At 62.2% G+C, this 16,943-nt stretch carries 15 protein-coding genes; 3 read left to right on the top strand and 12 right to left on the bottom strand.

What is annotated here, in order from left to right:
* Position 1 precedes the first annotated feature (1 nt).
* The gene (locus FLQ03_RS07960; protein WP_144371451.1) at positions 2-1,135 is read right to left on the bottom strand and encodes an ABC transporter ATP-binding protein; all 1,134 of its coding nucleotides are present in this window, start codon (positions 1,133-1,135) and stop codon (positions 2-4) included.
* 466 nt (positions 1,136-1,601) lie between these two features.
* A complete protein-coding gene (locus tag FLQ03_RS07955; RefSeq protein WP_144371450.1) occupies positions 1,602-3,407 on the bottom strand; it encodes a GGDEF domain-containing protein in 1,806 nt (601 codons plus the stop codon).
* A 139-nt stretch (positions 3,408-3,546) separates the two neighbouring features.
* Between FLQ03_RS07955 and FLQ03_RS07950 the strand changes: the two genes are divergently transcribed.
* The 3 genes from FLQ03_RS07950 to astE all read left to right on the top strand — a co-directional run bounded on the left by FLQ03_RS07950 (position 3,547) and on the right by astE (position 6,257).
* Complete coding sequence (locus tag FLQ03_RS07950) at positions 3,547-4,356, top strand: alpha/beta fold hydrolase (RefSeq protein ID WP_144371449.1); 810 nt, start codon at positions 3,547-3,549, stop codon at positions 4,354-4,356.
* 1 nt (position 4,357) lies between these two features.
* Positions 4,358-5,146: an enoyl-CoA hydratase-related protein gene (locus FLQ03_RS07945; protein ID WP_144371448.1), complete on the top strand. Its 789-nt coding sequence runs from the start codon at positions 4,358-4,360 to the stop codon at positions 5,144-5,146.
* A gap of 97 nt (positions 5,147-5,243) precedes the next feature.
* A complete protein-coding gene (gene astE / locus FLQ03_RS07940; RefSeq protein ID WP_144371447.1) occupies positions 5,244-6,257 on the top strand; it encodes a succinylglutamate desuccinylase in 1,014 nt (337 codons plus the stop codon).
* Positions 6,258-6,385: 128 nt separating this feature from the next.
* On the opposite strand, the gene FLQ03_RS07935 is transcribed toward astE, so the two are convergent.
* From FLQ03_RS07935 to FLQ03_RS07890, 10 genes are all read right to left on the bottom strand, one after another.
* The gene (locus FLQ03_RS07935; RefSeq protein ID WP_144371446.1) at positions 6,386-8,707 is read right to left on the bottom strand and encodes a putative bifunctional diguanylate cyclase/phosphodiesterase; all 2,322 of its coding nucleotides are present in this window, start codon (positions 8,705-8,707) and stop codon (positions 6,386-6,388) included.
* A gap of 1 nt (position 8,708) precedes the next feature.
* A complete protein-coding gene (locus tag FLQ03_RS07930; protein ID WP_144371445.1) occupies positions 8,709-9,344 on the bottom strand; it encodes a methylamine utilization protein in 636 nt (211 codons plus the stop codon).
* A gap of 222 nt (positions 9,345-9,566) precedes the next feature.
* Entirely contained in the window at positions 9,567-10,439 is an 873-nt protein-coding gene (gene accD / locus FLQ03_RS07925) for an acetyl-CoA carboxylase, carboxyltransferase subunit beta (protein ID WP_144371444.1), read from the bottom strand.
* Between the two features lie 78 nt (positions 10,440-10,517).
* Positions 10,518-11,312, bottom strand: coding sequence for a tryptophan synthase subunit alpha (trpA, locus tag FLQ03_RS07920; protein WP_144371443.1), 795 nt, complete (start codon positions 11,310-11,312; stop codon positions 10,518-10,520).
* Positions 11,309-11,638, bottom strand: coding sequence for an antibiotic biosynthesis monooxygenase family protein (locus FLQ03_RS07915; RefSeq protein WP_144371442.1), 330 nt, complete (start codon positions 11,636-11,638; stop codon positions 11,309-11,311). Before FLQ03_RS07915 ends, trpA begins: the two co-directional genes overlap by 4 nt.
* The gene (gene trpB / locus FLQ03_RS07910; protein ID WP_144371441.1) at positions 11,635-12,834 is read right to left on the bottom strand and encodes a tryptophan synthase subunit beta; all 1,200 of its coding nucleotides are present in this window, start codon (positions 12,832-12,834) and stop codon (positions 11,635-11,637) included. The genes FLQ03_RS07915 and trpB overlap by 4 nt, the downstream gene beginning before the upstream one ends.
* Positions 12,835-12,857: 23 nt before the next feature.
* Positions 12,858-13,511: a phosphoribosylanthranilate isomerase gene (locus FLQ03_RS07905; protein ID WP_144371440.1), complete on the bottom strand. Its 654-nt coding sequence runs from the start codon at positions 13,509-13,511 to the stop codon at positions 12,858-12,860.
* A gap of 1 nt (position 13,512) precedes the next feature.
* On the bottom strand, positions 13,513-14,301 hold the full coding sequence (truA, locus tag FLQ03_RS07900; RefSeq protein ID WP_144371439.1) for a tRNA pseudouridine(38-40) synthase TruA: 789 nt from the start codon (positions 14,299-14,301) through the stop codon (positions 13,513-13,515).
* Entirely contained in the window at positions 14,298-14,852 is a 555-nt protein-coding gene (locus FLQ03_RS07895; RefSeq protein WP_144371438.1) for a hypothetical protein, read from the bottom strand. Before FLQ03_RS07895 ends, truA begins: the two co-directional genes overlap by 4 nt.
* 65 nt (positions 14,853-14,917) lie before the next feature.
* Complete coding sequence (locus tag FLQ03_RS07890) at positions 14,918-16,927, bottom strand: type IV pilus assembly protein FimV (protein ID WP_476756203.1); 2,010 nt, start codon at positions 16,925-16,927, stop codon at positions 14,918-14,920.
* Positions 16,928-16,943 lie beyond the last annotated feature (16 nt).

The raw sequence follows: 16,943 nt of genomic DNA, 5'->3' as shown, positions 1-16,943 counted from the left end.
CTTAGCGGGTCAGCACAACCGGCATGTCAGGGCGCCAGCCCACATAGACAGTATCGCCCCAGGTGGGTGGCGTAATACCGTTCTCGTGCCAGTGGTTGGCCGCCACCATCGATTTCACGATCTTGCCGCTGCCCAGCTTGACGTGATAAATCGAAAAACTGCCCAGGTAGGCGATGTCGTGCACCTGGCCGCGGGCCACGTTGGGGCCTGCAGGCTGCGGAGTCACATTCAGATGGACGTCTTCCGGGCGGATACTGGCCCATACCTGCATGCCTTTGGGGCCGGTAATGCCGTGGTCGATATGGATGCGCCCGCCCAGGTCGGCCGACTCGATCTCCACGCTGTCCGGCTCATCCACCACCACCGGGCCTTCGAACATATTGGTCTCGCCGATGAACTCGGCGGTGAAGCGACAGTTCGGGTAATCGTAGATTTCAGCCGGGCTGCCGATCTGCAGCAACTGGCCTTCGCTCATGATGCCGATGCGGGTGGCCATGGTCATGGCCTCCTCCTGGTCGTGGGTCACCATGATGCAGGTTACGCCCACCTGCTCCAGCGTATTCACCAGCTCCAGCTGGGTTTGCTGACGCAGTTTCTTGTCCAGCGCGCCCAGCGGCTCATCCAGCAGCAACAGTTTGGGGCGTTTGGCCAGGCTGCGCGCCAGCGCCACGCGCTGTTGCTGGCCGCCGGACAGCTGGTACGGCTTGCGGGTGGCGTACTTGCGCATCTGCACCAGATCCAGCATTTCGGCCACACGGGCGTCAATCTCGCCCTTGGGCAGCTTGTCCTGTTTCAGGCCGAAGGCGATGTTATCCGCCACACTCATGTGCGGGAACAGCGCATAGCTCTGGAACATCATGTTGATCGGGCGATCGTACGGGGCCAGCGCGGTGATGTCTTCGCCGTCCAGGATGATCTTGCCCGAGGTTGGCCGCTCCATACCGGCCAGCATGCGCAGCAACGTGGACTTGCCGCAACCCGAGCTGCCCAGCAGGGCAAAGATTTCGTTCTTGCGGATTTCCAGATCCACCCCATCTACCGCCGTGGTGTCACCGAACTTCTTCACCACATTGGCAATGCGCAGATACGGCGTGTCCTTCGCGGACCCAGCAGTCTGTTTGACAGTTTCCACCATGATTTTTCCTCGCGGGGGTTGTCGTGCCCCCCTGTAATGTTCACTTCTGCCTTATGGCGGCCAGCCCTAACCCTACCCTGCGGCCAACCCAGCAAGCAATATGCCCGGCAGGGCAATGGACAAACCGATGACATGCCCCGATGCAGGCCGGTTAAACGCTGCCACCCCGCAGCCATGTCTGCGCAGCGATCGTCCGGCCGGTTTGCGATGCCGTCAGCCGGCGCTCGCTGCTTGCCCGGCCCCGGACAGACGCACCAGATTGGCGCGCCACAGCTACAGTGCCAATCCAGATTAGCCGATGTTTAATAAAATTGACAACAGGTCCATCAAAAGCAGAGGAAGACAGCAAGAATCAGGCACTTATGACGCATCGCAACACAAAAATGCCAAAAGACCGCGCCCGAAAGCCCGGGACACGGTCAAGCAGTGCAGCATGACATACCAGACGTAGCTGGCGTTTAAGACATCAAACAATCGCCGGCTGTGGCGCCGGCGCGACGGCAAGGCCGCCGTTTTCGACGTAGATCGCGCTACCATCCTGTTTTTTCGCCATTTTTTTTGCCTGGGTCGCGGCGGATGCCACCGCATAATGCGAGGCGAAAAAACCTGGGCGCACATGCAATACCCCGATGGAGACACTGGTCAGCGGAAAAAAGCACACCTGCCCTAGACGGTCCGCCACACAGAAGCCCCCGGCCAGGCGATCCCCCTCGGTAAACAGCGCCAGCACACTCTGATCAAACTGCTGCAACACTTGTTGCAGGCGCTGCTGCCAGTTGCAGCTTTGCAACAACAGTACGAAATCGTCGCCGCCCACATGGCCAACGAAGTCGCGCGAGGCGTCTACGGCGTTTTCCAGAATGGTGCCAAGCAGCCGGATCATGTCGTCGCCTGCACCATAACCGTACTGGTCGTTGAAGGGTTTGAAGTGGTCCAGATCAACGTAAGCCACCACAAATTCACGCCCGTCGTCCAGCAAGCGTGCCACCTCGTCACTGATCGGCACATTACCCGGCAAACCGGTGAGCGGATTGGCGTAGCGGGCAGCCAGCAGCTGCTGCTCGCTGATGACGCGCATCAGGTCGTGGCCGGTTCCCATGCCGAGATAATGGCCATCTTCCTCGATGATGAAACCATCCAGCAGGTAACGCCGGTCGGCAGCCACCACCCGGTTGGACAGGGTCTGCACATCCATATCGGCGGGCACCACCAGCGGCGCGCCGTCGGCCAATACCATGCAGGCTTTTTTGGCCAGCAACTCGCGGTTAAACGGTTTGGCAAACGACTCCAGCACATGGTGGCGCGACAGCAAGCCCACTGGCCGCCCGTGGCGCACCACCGGGATGGCAAAGCGATCTGGCTGCTCGGCAAACAGCCGGTACGCCTGCTCGCAGCTGGCGGTGTCCGGCAAGGAGGTTACCTGCTGCAGCAGGCTGCGCGCTTGAGGCAGCTTGCGGCCAACCCGTGCCGGCGCATGGCCCGGCAACGGGTAACTACTACGGCGCGACGGCTGGGCATTGGGCCGTGCCATCAGGTAGCCCTGCCCCATCAGCACGCCCAGCTCGCGCAGCACGGCCAGCTCCTCGGCCAGTTCCACGCCCTCGGCGACCAGGGTAGAACCTGCCGCGCGCGCCATATCGACCAGCGAGCGGACAAACTGCAGTTTTATCGGATCCTGGTGAATATTTTGAACGAAGTACTTGTCGAGCTTGACCAGTTCTGGGCTCAGCTCGCTCCACAGCCGCAGATTGGAATACCCCTCGCCCAAGTCGTCCAGTGCCAGGCGTACGCCGCCACGACGCAAAGCATCCACCACCTTACGCAGTAGCGGGTAACCGGCGTTGGGGCGCGTTTCGGTCAGCTCCAGCACAACCCGCGACGGCGCCACCCCGCTGACCGCCAGCATGCCCAGCAAACTGTCTACCGACAGGTCATCGCACAGCAAGGTATCCGGCATGACATTGATAAAAAGCTGACCGGGCAACTGCTGGCGTCCGAATTCCCGTAACACGGCGGCGATACAGACCTGGTCAAGCACCGCAGATAAACCCGCCTCGGCCGCATGCGCAAACAACGCTACCGGGGAGTGCAGGATGGAGTCCGACGGGCCGCGCACCAGTGCCTCGTAGCCCACCAGCTCGCCGCTGGCCAGATAGATGATGGGCTGGAACACTACCTGCACCAAACCCTCATGAATGATGCGTTCCAGCAGCAAACGGCTGGGGGCCGGCAACGGGCGGGCCAGGGTCACATCGTCAAAGCAGGCGTTCATGCTGGTAGTCCACTATCAGAAACACCACCACTTTAATCAGCTATTGTGACAAATAAAGGATGCCCCGGCCGGCAAGCCCCCATCGCATCGCCATTCATTGCCTAGAATGCAAAAAACAACCGCATCGGAGGAGTCCACCATGGCTTACATGCAGCGCGGCCAACGTCAGGTGTTTTACGAAATCAGCGGTCAGGGCAGCCAGCCACTGATGCTCTTCAACGGCCTTACCATGAGCACAGCCGCCTGGACGCTGATGACCCCTTTGCTGGAACAACGCTTCCGCGTCATCCGCCTGGACTTCCAGGGCCAAGGCCTGAGCGAGCGCACCGAGCAGGCGGTCTACCCGCTGCCGCAGCAAGCCGATGACGCAGCCGCACTGCTGGACGAGCTGGGGATCGGCAGTGTCTATCTGGTGGGTTTGTCCTACGGCGGCATGGTGGCGCAGCACTTTACCCGTCGTCACCCGCAGCGGGTGCAGCGCCTGCTGCTGGCTGCCACACTGGCGTGGTCCGACACTGTCAATGCCGAGATTGCCGCCAGTTGGTCGGCAGCCGAGCAAGCCGGCGGCGCCGACCTGCGCTTCGACATCAGCTTGCCGTGGCTGTTTTCCAGCCGTTTCCTGCAAGCCGGTCGCGCCATGTTACCGGACCTCAAACGCATTGCAGCTGCGGTGTCGTGGCAGGATATCGAACGCATCATTGCCGGCGTCATGCAGCACGATGCCCGCAGCTGGCTGGGCGAGCTACGCGTGCCAACGCATGTCATCGTCGGCGATGAAGACCGCTTGACGCCCCTGTATCAAGCAAGGCTGCTGCAGGAAAGCATTCCCGGCGCTACACTGAGCTTGTTGCCTGGCGCCGGGCATGCCATTCACCTGGAAGCCGCGCAACAGTTCTGCCAGCACATCTTCCAATTCGCCGAGCCCTCACCCGCCCAGAAGGAGGCATGACATGGCCCAGGATTGCATCCAGCTCTCCGTCGACAACCGCAATATCGCCACACTGTCGCTACACCGCCCGGAACTGCACAACGCCATCGACGACACCATGACGCAGCGGCTGACGCGCGAGCTGCAGGAACTGGGCCGCGACCCCGCCATCCGTACCGTGGTACTGACCGGCAGCGGCATGAACTTCTCCACCGGCCACGACATGCAGTGGCTGGCACGCATGAACACCGCCAGCGAAGCCACGCTGCGGGAACAAGCCGACCTGCTGGCCACCCTGCTGCACACGCTGGACACGCTGCCCAAGCCCACCATTGCCAAGATCCATGGCTCGGCGTTCGGCATCGGCGTGGGCCTGGTCGCCTGCTGCGACCTTGCCATCTCCTGCACCGACAGCCTGTTCGGCTTTTCGGAGGTCAAGCTGGGCAGCATTCCGTCCAGCATTACCCCCTATGTGGTCCGCGCCATTGGCGCCCGCGCCACGCGGCGCTACTTCATCACCGCCGAGCGCTTTAATGCCGGCAAGGCCAAGCGGCTGGGGCTGGTACATCAGGTGGTTGAGGCCGACGAACTGGACGGCTGCCTGGAAATGTCGCTGCGTCACCTGCTGCAGAACGGCCCGCAGGCCATGGCTGCGGCCAAAGCCATGGTCAACGATGCAGACCGCTTGGGCTGCAGCCAGGACGCCATCCAGCTATGCATCGATCGTGTGACGGCCGTTCGCATGAGCGACGAAGGCCACGAAGGCATCAACGCCTATCTGGACAAACGCGCGCCGGCCTGGCTGGGCTGACTTTCAGCATTGCGCCATCAACGTTCACGACCCGTGCCGCCAGCGCAAAGCGGCACGGGTCTTTGTTTAGAATGGGTTGGTCTACAAGGAAGCCATCATGAACCCGTTCCAAGCCACCGATTTCCTGCAGCAAACCCTGCAAGGCCTCAGCCCCACCGTCACCCACTGGCAGCAGCATGGCGTCCAGGCCGAATGGCTGGGCCCAGGCCTGCTACAGCTGCAACCGCAAACCCTGCCAACGCACGCCGAGAGCGTACTGCTGTCTGCCGGCGTACACGGCAACGAAACCGCTCCGATCGAAGTGCTGTCGGGCATCGTCAACGACATCCTGTGCGGCCAACTACCGCTAGCCACCCGACTGCTGGTGGTACTGGGCAACATTCCGGCAATGCGGGCCGGCAAACGCTTTATCGACTACGACATGAACCGGCTGTTTAACGGCCAGCACGCCAGCCAGCCCCAGGCGGCCGAGGCGCAGCGTGCCGCCGAGCTGGAGTTGGCCGCACAACGCTTCTTCGGCGACGCACATGGCCCGCGCCGCCATTACGATCTGCATACCGCCATCCGCGGCTCGGTCTTCGAGCGCTTTGCCATCTACCCCTACCTGCACGAGCGGGCGCACAACCGCGAGCAACTGATGTGGCTGGCAGAGGCGGACATCGGCACCGTATTGCTGCACAGCAAGCCGGCGGCCACCTACAGCTACTTCACCAGTCACCACTGCCAGGCGGATGCGTTCACACTGGAGCTGGGCAAGGCGCGCCCGTTCGGCCACAACGAGCTGGCCCGCTTTACCGGCATCGACCAGGCGCTACGGCTGCTGGTCAGCGGTCGCAAACCGGCGACGCCACCGTTCCAGCCGCAGCGGGTGCAGCTGTTCCGTGCCAGCTACGACCTGATCAAGCTCAGCGGCGAGTTCGTCCTGCACCTGGCCGATGACGTAGAGAACTTCACCGCCTTGCCGGACGGCATGGTGATCGCCGAAGACGGCGACAGCCGCTACATCGCCCGTGGCGGCCAGGAGCGCATCCTGTTCCCCAACCCCAAGGTCAGTATCGGCCTGCGCGCTGGCATCGTGATCGCGCCCGCCAGCCTCGACAGCGGCGCCTGAAACACAGATATCCACAGCAAATCGGGAAAAAGCTGTGGAAAAGCTGTGAGAAGACAAAAAAAAATATGCGGCATCAGCCACTTGGCCCTGCCGCATATTTTTCAGGCACCCCCCGACTCAGTAAGGCCTCATGCTGGCGCCTGCTGGTAATTGCGCAGCCACTGCTGGAATGCTGCCAAAGGCAGCGGCTTGGCGTAGTAATAACCCTGGCCATAATCACAGCCCAGTTCACGCAGCTTGTCGCTGATGGCCAGCGTCTCCACGCCTTCCGCCACCACCTTGAAGCCCAGCGAGTGCGCCAGCTCGGTGGTAGAGCGCACGATCATCGCGTCGGATTCGCTTTCGACCACGCCCTTGACGAAGGCGCGGTCGATCTTGAGTTCGGATACCGGCAACTGCTTGACGTAAGCCAACGACGAGTAGCCGGTACCATAGTCGTCAATCGCCAGCGCCATCCCCATATTACGCAAGGCATGCAGCGTTTCCAGCGCCTTGTCGGGGTCTTCCATCACCCCGCTCTCGGTAATCTCCAGACACAGGTATTGCTTGGGCAAGCCAGCCATCTTGAGACAGTTATCGACAAACTCGGGCAGCGCCGGGTCCAGCAGATCGCGCGTGGACAAGTTGACCGAGATGCGTACCGGCATGCCTTGCGCCAGCAGATCGGCCGCATCGATGCAACCGCGGGCAATCACCCAGTGGGTAATCTCGCGGATGTAGCCGGTTTGCTCGGCAAACGGGATGAACTCGAATGGCGGCACAAAACCGCGCACCGGATGTTCCCAGCGGACCAGCGCCTCGGCCTCGCAGTGGCCGCTACCGTCCAGCGCCACTTTGGGCTGGTAATACAACATCAGCTGTTCTTGGTTCAGCGCTTCTTTCAGATCACCCAATAGCGACAGGTGCTCCTCGCGGAACTGGCGTTTTGCCGCGTCGTATACCGATACCGTGCACTTCTTGCGTTTGGAGACGTACATCGCCTCGTCCGCCCCGCGCAACAGATCCTGCGCCGTGGTGGCGTGTTCGGGGTAGCAGGCAATGCCGATGCTGGCACGCACGTCCAGCTTCTTCTCGTCAACCGCCAGTTGGCGCTCGAAGCCCTGCAACACCGCCTGCAGCACTTCCTGGTAATCGGTACCGTCTATCACAAAAGCAAACTCGTCGCCCCCCAGCCGTGCCAGCACGCCACCAAAACGGCTGATTTCAGCATGCAGCCAGAAACCGATGCGCATGATGACACGGTCGCCCGCTGCGTGACCCAAGGTATCGTTGAGTTGCTGGAAACGATCCAGATCCAGCAGCATCACGGTCTGGCTTTGCTGCGACTGCTCCAGGCGCCGCCCGAGCTCGCTGAGGAAACCGGCGCGGTTTAGCAGGCCGGTCAGCGTGTCGCGATAAGCCAGTGCCAGGATTTCCTGCTCGCGCTCGCCAATGGCGGCCTGCATATGATCCAGGCTATCGGCCAACTCGGCCAACTCGCTGGTATCGGGCCGCTCGACGATTTCGGCGTAACTGCCATCGCGAATCTTCTTGGCCACCGACACCAGCCGTTGCAAGGGTTTGGTGACCACACCCGCCACCTTGAAGCCAGCCAGCACGCAAAGCAGCAAACTAGCCAACGCCAAACCCAGCAAGGCGTTCTGCAAGGCATAAAATGGCGCCAGAATTTCCTGCAATGGCCGCTGCAGCACGGCATACACCTTGTCGTCCCGGCCACTGCCGCTGGCAATCGACAACATACGGGTTTGGTGCGGCGCGCCTGCCAGCTCCAGACGCTTCTCATGCCGCGACTGCGCCAGCAGGTCCTTCAACTGCTCAGGCGGCAAGGTAGAGGCAAAACTACGCCAACGACCGGCACGGTCTTTGGTCATGAAGGTGACTTCCAGATCTGACATTTCCTTGAGATCTCGCGCCACCTTTTCGGTTAGCTTTACCCCAAGCGTAATCCAGCCAATCACCACCGGCGCCTTGACCGGCACCACCACCAGCTCGTAAGCTTGGCCTTTCACCACCTTGATCGCACTGGCGACACCGTCTTTGCGAGCCGCCTCCATCAGATCGGGGAACGGGTACACCCCGTCACGCGCCACCCCCAGGTTATCGGCCGGCACCGCCCCCTGCAGGTCACTGAGTAACACCAACTCTGCCCCCAGCCGGTTGGCGTGATTCTGCAACGCCGACAGCATGGTAGGCCCATCGGCCGTGGCCAACGCTTCACGGAAGGCAAAGTCGCCCACCAGCACCTGCGTAGCCTGGATCAGCAGCTTGCTGTTCTGCTCCAGCAGCCGGTTGAAAACACGCTGCCCGGTTTCCAGCTCCTGCTCGGCCTGCTCTTCAAAAATGTCGAGGTTGGCCACACTGACCATGAAAAACGACACCGCCAGCACCACGGCCAGCAGACTGGTAAACAGGATAGTGACGCGAAAGCGTAGGGTTTGCGGCAAACGCACCTTAACCCCCCTGCTTGCGCAAGTCGGGCTTGCTCAACTGGATACGGATACGCTGTGACACCGGCGCGCTGCCGACCTTGATTTGCTGCATGCTTTCTTCTTTCATACGCGGATGCCACACCACCAGCCGGTAGTCACCAGAGGGTAGGCCTTTCACCTGGGCGGCACCACTTTCATTACTGACATCAAACCATGGCGTATCCACTATCAGCACATAGGCCAGCATCCAGTCGTGGATATTGCAGCCCAACACCACCAGCCCCGGCTTGTCGAACACCACCGGCTGCGCCGGCGTACCGGAGTACAGTTTGAGGTCAAAGACTTTGGCTGGCGAGAAACTGTACACATGGTGACGAACCGTATCACGATTGGGGAAGGACACGGCGGTCCCCACTTGCAACACGCTGACATAGGGGATGAAGGCCTTGCCTTGCTGGGCAATGCTGCCAACGGGGGCACCTCGCGGCGCCTTGCCGGTTTGCGGCAGCCAATAGACAGCTGCGTCGGGCACCGGCGCCCCCTGCTCATCCTGCACCAACAGGTTGACGTCGCCCGAGAATGCCGGCAGCGATAGCAGTGCACTGCTCGCCAGCACAGCGCTGCACAAGCGGACACGCCATAAGCATGCATTATCCATGAAATTGCCACCCCGTTCTCATTCGATATGAATATGCAAGCAAATACCCAATATACACTTGGTTTTTCTATAAATTAAATTTATATAAAATTTGCCCATACCGCAGGCTGTGGCGCCCATTACCCAGCATAAGGCGAAACCGGCGCATCGCAAGGCACCGGCGCCAAAAACAAAACCCCTTCTGCTAGGCAAAAGGGGTCGGATGGTGCCACATCAGCCAGTTCAGGCTGCCGCGCCAGGTAGCTTTTGCAGCATGGCCAGCAAGGTTGCGACCCGCTCCTTCAGCTCGCGACGATCAACAATCATGTCGATGGCGCCTTTTTCCATCAGGAACTCGGAGCGCTGGAAACCCTCCGGCAGCGTTTCGCGTACGGTCTGCTCGATCACGCGCGGGCCGGCAAAACCGATCAGCGCACCAGGCTCGCCGATCACCACGTCGCCCAGGAAGGCGAACGAAGCGGACACGCCGCCCATGGTGGGGTCGGTGAGTATAGAGATGAACGGCAGCTGGTGATCAGACAACAACTGCAGCGCAGCCGAGGTCTTGGCCATCTGCATCAGCGAGTTCAGGCCTTCCTGCATGCGGGCGCCACCAGACGCCGCCACACAGATGAACGGTGCTCGCGCCTCAACGGCCGCCTGCACCCCGCGCACGAAGCGTTCGCCCACCACCGAGCCCATCGAACCGCCGATAAAGCGGAACTCGAAAGCGGCCACTACGGCAGGCTGGTTATTGATGCTGCCTTGCATCACCACCAGGGCGTCGTCTTCGCCGGTGGAGGACTGCGCGGCGTCCAGACGATCCGGATAGCGTTTGCTGTCCTTGAATTTCAGGATGTCTACCGGCTTCACTTCTGCACCGATCTCACGACGGCCTTCGGCGTCCAGCAACATGTCCAGACGTTCACGCGCATTGATCGGGTGATGATGATCACACTTCGGGCAGACCTGCAGGTTGCTTTGGAGGTCGGTGTGGTACAGCACCGCCTCGCAGGCCGGGCACTTGCTCCACAGCCCCTCCGGCACCGCCGACGATTTGCTCGCACGCGTATCGCGCTTGATTTTCGGCGGCAGGAGTTTGTTCAACCAGCTCATGCTGACTCCTTGAATCTAAAAGCTGCGGCCACCCAAGGTTGGCCGCAGGCTGGCTGGCACGGGTCGTCCAGCGTTGTTCTAACGGATAGCGGCTTTCAATGTAGCCACCAGACGGGTCAACTGCTCTTTGGCAGTTTCGGGTGTAGCCGCCTCGATTTCCTGCACCAGACGGCTACCCACCACCACGGCATCGGCTGCCACGGAGATGGCGCGGGCGGTTTCCGCGTCGCGGATACCGAAACCGACGCCGATCGGCACAGTAATGTGTTCTCTAAGGGCGGCAATTTTACGCGCTACGTCGTCAATGTCCAGATTTCCTGCGCCGGTCACCCCTTTTAATGACACATAGTAGACGTAACCCCGTGCCAGACGGGCAATTTCACGTACCCGATCGATCGGCGTGGTGGGTGCCACCAGGAATACCGGGTCCAGCCCGGCGGCGGTCAGGGCGGCGGTCAGCTCTTCCGCCTCTTCCGGCGGGCAATCTACCGTCAGCACGCCGTCGACGCCGGCCTCAGCCGCGGCCTGGGCAAAGGCCTGGTAGCCCAGTACGTGTACCGGGTTCAGGTAACCCATCAGCACCACCGGGGTGTGCTGGTTCTGTTGGCGGAAGGTTTTCACCATCGCCAGCACGTGGCGCAGGCCAACCTTGTGCGCCAGGGCGCGCTCGCTGGCACGCTGAATCACCGGGCCGTCGGCCATCGGGTCGGAAAACGGAATGCCCAGTTCGATGATGTCGGCACCACCATCAACCAGACCGTGCATCAGGTCAACCGTCAGCGCCGGGTTCGGGTCGCCAGCGGTAATGAAGGGAATCAGGGCTTTCTCGCCTGCAGCCTGCAGGCGGGCAAAGGTTTCTGCTACGCGGCTCATGCGGTGTGGTCCTTGCATGGGTAGTTCAGCACGGTGGTGAAGTGTTCCACCACCGGGAACGGATCATAGAAATGGTGCAGCAATGCGCGCCATTGCTGATACTGCGGCGACTGCCGGAAACCCACGGTATGGGCTTCCAGCGTTTGCCACTGCACCAGCAACAGGTAACGCCCCGGTACTTCCAGGCAGCGCTGCAAGGTATGGCCGGCATAACCGTCGATGGCGGCAATCAGCGGCGAAGCGGCGGCAAACGCCTGCTCGAACGCGGCTTCCGCCCCGGCCTTCACTTGCAGATAGGCTGCTTCCAGTACCGGCGCCGCGATCACAGCGTGATGCCCATCAGGCCGGCAACGGTATTGATGTCCTTGTCGCCACGGCCGGACAGGTTGACCAGGATGATCTGGTCCTTGCCCATGGTGGGTGCCACCTTGGCCGCGTGCGCCAGCGCGTGGCTGGATTCCAGCGCCGGAATGATGCCTTCCAGGTGACAGCAGTCTTCAAAGGCGCGCAGCGCTTCGTCGTCGTTGATGGCAACGTATTCGGCGCGGCCGATGTCTTTCAGCAGGCTGTGCTCCGGGCCCACACCCGGATAGTCCAGACCGGCCGACACCGAATGGGTCTCGATGATCTGGCCATCTTCATCCTGCATCAGGTAGCTGCGGAAGCCGTGCAGCACGCCCGGCTTGCCGGCCGACAGCGGCGCGGCGTGGCGACCGGTTTCCACACCGTCGCCCCCTGCTTCCACGCCCACCAGGCGCACGCCGTCCACGTCGACGTAGGGGTGGAAAATACCAATCGCGTTGGAGCCACCCCCTACGCACGCCACCACCATGTCCGGCTGGCGGCCAACCATCTCTTGCATCTGCTCTTTGGCCTCGATGCCGATGATGCGCTGGAAGTCACGTACCAACATTGGGTACGGATGCGGGCCGGCGGCGGTACCCAGAATGTAGAAAGTGCTGTCGATATTGGTCACCCAGTCGCGCATTGCCTCGTTCAGCGCGTCTTTCAGGGTTTTGGAACCGCTTTCAACCGGCACCACGGTGGCACCCAGCAGCTTCATACGGAATACGTTCGGCGCCTGGCGCTTCACGTCTTCGGCGCCCATGTACACCACACATTCCATACCGTAGCGGGCGGCCACGGTGGCCGATGCCACGCCGTGCTGACCGGCACCGGTTTCGGCGATCACGCGTTTCTTGCCCATGCGGCGGGCCAGCAGCGCCTGGCCAATGGTGTTATTTACCTTGTGGGCACCGGTGTGGTTGAGGTCTTCGCGCTTGAAGTAGATCTGCGCACCGCCCAGTTGCTCCGACCAGCGCTTGGCGTGATAGATGGGGCTGGGGCGGCCCACGAAGTGCTTCAGCTCATGGTGATACTCTTGCCAGAACGCCGGGTCAGCCTTGGCGCGGGCGTACTCGGCATTCAGCTCGTCCAATGCTGCCATCAATGTTTCTGCTACGTAGACACCGCCATACGCGCCAAACCGGCCGCGTGCATCGGGGAAGTCATAACTGCTCATGGCATGCTCCTGATGGTTTTGTTTTAAAGCGCAGGGTCCGCGCCCTGCACTATCGAAATCTCACCCTGACGCACGGCAGCGACAAAGCTCGCCACCCGCGCCGGGTCTTTGATGCCCTTGCCGGCTTCCACGCCGCTGGATACATCCACCGCCGGCGGGCGTACCCGCGCCACAGCGTCGACCACGTTGGCCGCATCCAGCCCCCCGGACAGTATCAGCGGCAAAGGCAGCACCGGCGGAATCAGCGTCCAGTCGAACACCGCGCCGGTACCACCGTGCGCGCCTTCCACAAACGCATCGGTCAGCAAGCCGCGGGCATCGTGGTAGTTGGCCGCGTAGGCGCACAAGTCCATGCCGGGACGTACCCGCACCGCTTTCAGGTACGGGCGCTGGAAACTGCGGCAGAACGCCGGCGACTCTTCGCCATGAAACTGCAGCACGTCGATGGCGCAGGCAGCCAGCACTTGCTGTACTTCTTGCTCGCTCGGGTTGACGAACAGCGCCACCACCGTCACGAACGGCGGCAACGCGGCGATGATGGCTTGCGCCTGGGCGATGGTCACGCAACGCGGGCTGGGGGCATAAAACACCAGCCCGATGGCGTCCACCCCCAGCGCCGCCGCCGCAGCGGCGTCGTCGGGGCGGGTAAAGCCGCATACCTTGATTCGTGTCGTCATGTCAGCTCCACAGCGTCAGCCGCTCGGGCTGCGCCTCGCTTGGCAGACCAAACTGCGCCGGGTAGCCCACCCCGGTCAGGTACAGGCCGTCCGGCATGAAGGTGGGCGGCGCCTTGCTGCGGTCGCGTGCGGCCAACAGTGCCTGCACCCCGGCCACGTCCAGACTGCCCTTGCCGACGTACAGCAGGGTACCCACGATATTGCGCACCATATGGTGCAGAAATGCGTCAGCGGTCAGATCGAAACGGATCAAGCCACGTTCTTCCACGATATCCAGCTGCTGCAGGTGCTTCAGCGGCGACTTGGCCTGGCATTCGGACGCGCGGAAGCTGGAAAAATCATGTTGCCCCAGCAATACCTGCGCCGCTGCGCGCATGGCAGCCACGTCCAGCGGCTGGTGGTACCAGCCCACGCGCCCTGCGGTGAGCGCCGGGCGCACCGGATGGGTCAGCAAAAAGTAGCGATAGGAGCGGGAGAATGCCGAGAAACGGGCATGGAAATCGTCGCCGACTTCTTGCGCCCACACCACCGCCACCGACGCCGGCAACAAGGCGTTGACGCCGCGCACCCAAGCGCCAAGCTGGCGCTGCGCCTGCGTCTCGAAATGCACCACCTGCATCAGTGCGTGCACGCCGGCGTCGGTGCGCCCTGCGGCCAACGTCACAACCGGATGGCCCGCAATCTGGCTCAGCGCGGCGTTGAGCTTGTCCTGTACCGTATTGCCATGCGGCTGGGTCTGCCAGCCGGCAAAGGCGCGCCCGTCGTATTCCAGGCCGAGCGCGATTCTCATTGAACTGCTTTCATGATGATGGCCAGAACCAGTGCTGCCACAAGCAGCAGCCAACTGTCCCGGCTATGCCAAGGGTAAAAACCCAACTCTACCTGATCCGGCTGCGTTTGTGACCCCTGTTGCGCCAGCAACTGCTGCTGCAGCCAGGCCAGCGAAGGCTTGGGCCGCGTCGCCAGCAGTGCTTCGGCGTACTGCAGCGTCAACACCAGACGCACGGCAACACGCTGCACCGGCACGCCGGCAGCGCGCCAGGGCTGCAGCAGGTGCAGCACGGCGGCCAGCATGGCACCGCTACCGTAATGCCGCCATAGCAGGCGCAGGCTTAGCGCCATCAACAGCAGGCGTAGCGCCTGGGCAGCACCTAGTTGCAAACCCTGCCAGCTAGGTGACCAGGCTTGCGCCGGCCACAATGGCAAGCCGGGCACATACCAGCCGGCCAGCAAGGCCATGGCCAGCAACAGCCAGCGCATGCGTTGCACCGCCTGCCACAGCAAGCGCGGCCAACCCGCTGCGGCCAACATTAGGCACAGCAAGGCAGGCAACGGCAGCATAGCCAGCGCCACAATGAAAAACAGCCAGACCACAAGGCTGGCTGCTGGGTGAAAACGCGGCGCACTCACTGCTTGACGCCTGCCTCGCGCAACAAGGCATCGGCCGTTTCGGTATCGCCCATTTCGCGGTACAAGCGGGCCAGATCCTGCGCTGCTTCGGCATTATCCACCTGCTGCGCCAGCGGCACCTTGTCGGCCTCATCCGGCGAGAACACGCCCAGGTCTACTGCTGGCGGGCTGGCCATGGCAAAACGCTCTGGCTGATCGGGGCTGGGCCGGTACAGCGGGTTATCCGGATCGAGATTGCCGCCCAGCTGCAGCACGCGCTTCCACAGGGCGCTCTCCGGGCCGAATACGGCCAGCAGGTCCAACGCTACCGACTCGAACTCCTGCTTATTGCCTTTGCGCGCAATCAGGTCCAGCAGTTTCATGCGCAGATCTTCGCGCTCGGGTTCGTTGCTGAGGCTTTCGCGCAGCAGCTGCTCGGCGGCATCGAAGCGGCCGTACGCCATCAGCACATCTGCCTCTGCCAGCACGTCAATGGACTGCAAATTGATGTCGTCGACAATCGGCTGCACCAGCGGCTGCTCGTCCGGCCCCAGTGAGGCACTGATGGTGACCGGCCCCATCCCGGAACGGCTTTGCGACGGTGCCGGCACCTTCGCTTTGGCAGCGCGGCGACGCACCAGCAACCAGGCCAGCAAGCTGGCCACCGACAAGCCCCCTACGCCGTACAACACCCACTGGGTGAGATTTTCGTCCAGGAAAGCTTCGTCCTGCGCTTCGGACGCGGGCACATCAGGACGGTGGGGAATGCTGAGGCGTGGCTGGCTGGCAGCCTGAGCCGACAAACGGTTGATTTCCGACTCCAGCCAGGCCAGACGCTGCTGGGCGGCTTTCAGTTGCGCCAGCTTCTCTTGCTCTGCAGCAGCCGCCTGCGCGGCCGAAGCGTCTGCTTGCGGCGCCGCCGCCTGCGCTTCGGAAGCGGCATGCTGAACGGCGGGTTTGGTTTCCGGCTTGGTTTCCGGTTTCGCAACAGGCTTGGCAACGTCAGCCGCCGCAACGGGTTTGCTCTCCGCCTTGGCAGGCGAGACTGACGCAGAGCCGGCAAGATCCGGCACCTTCAATGTAGCGCCGGCGAACAGCTTGTTAGGGTCACCTTGCGCAAAGGCCTGCGGGTTGGCCGCGTAAATTTCGCCAGCCACCTTGGCCACCGGCTTGCCCTCGGCAAAACGGTAGGCCAGGCCGGACAAGGTATCCCCCGGCTGCACTTGATAACTGCCCTTGAACACAGGCTGCGCAGCAGGACGAGGCAGGTAACTGCCGCGCTTGGCGGCATGAAGGGTAAAGTCGCGCTGCAGCGCATCACCCTTCAACGAAGAAGACAGCGTAAATTGCAATCGGCTTTCCGCCACCGCGCGCTCGCTGCGCAGGCTCAGCCAGTGACGGCCCTTGCGGTGATGGACCTGAATCTGCGCATCTTTCAGCGCCGCGTCGTTGGTATTCAGCAAGTGAAAACTGTCTGCCGCCAGATTGGCCGGCCAATCCCCCAGCAGCTCGATCTCCGCACGCAGTGGCAGACCCAGGGCCGACAACAAACGTGCCTCGCCAAAGGCCAGCCCACCCGGCTCGTCAATCAGCGGATGACGCTCGGACAACACGGCACTGGCATCATCCTTAGGGACCGGGGTCGCCGGCGCAGACGACCCACCGTTGATGCGATACTCGCGCACTGCCTTGCCGGACGGCCACGACAGCTCCAAGGCAAAGTTCAGCACTTCACCAGCAGCCAGTGCCGGGCCGGTAATGCGCACCATGTATTGTTGCGGCGAAATTTCGACAGTACGGATCTGCAGCTGACCCGCTTTGTCGGAGTACGGTGTCAGCGACGCGTAGCGCTCGCGCGAGGCCAGCGCCACAAACGGGTTTTCCAGACCAGGCTCCGAATCCAGCGCGACTTCGGCATAAAACGGCTCCCCCGGCCCCGCCAACAGGCGTATCCCCCCCAAACCTGCATGCACAGCCGGCGCCGCTACCGCAAAGGCTAACGCCAGACTTGCCACCAATGGCCGCATTGTCACCCCGGATCCT

Origin of the sequence: Vogesella urethralis (genome assembly GCF_007644045.2) — a bacterium.
Lineage (GTDB): Bacteria > Pseudomonadota > Gammaproteobacteria > Burkholderiales > Chromobacteriaceae > Vogesella > Vogesella urethralis.
This window is presented reverse-complemented; position numbering and strand designations above follow the sequence as displayed.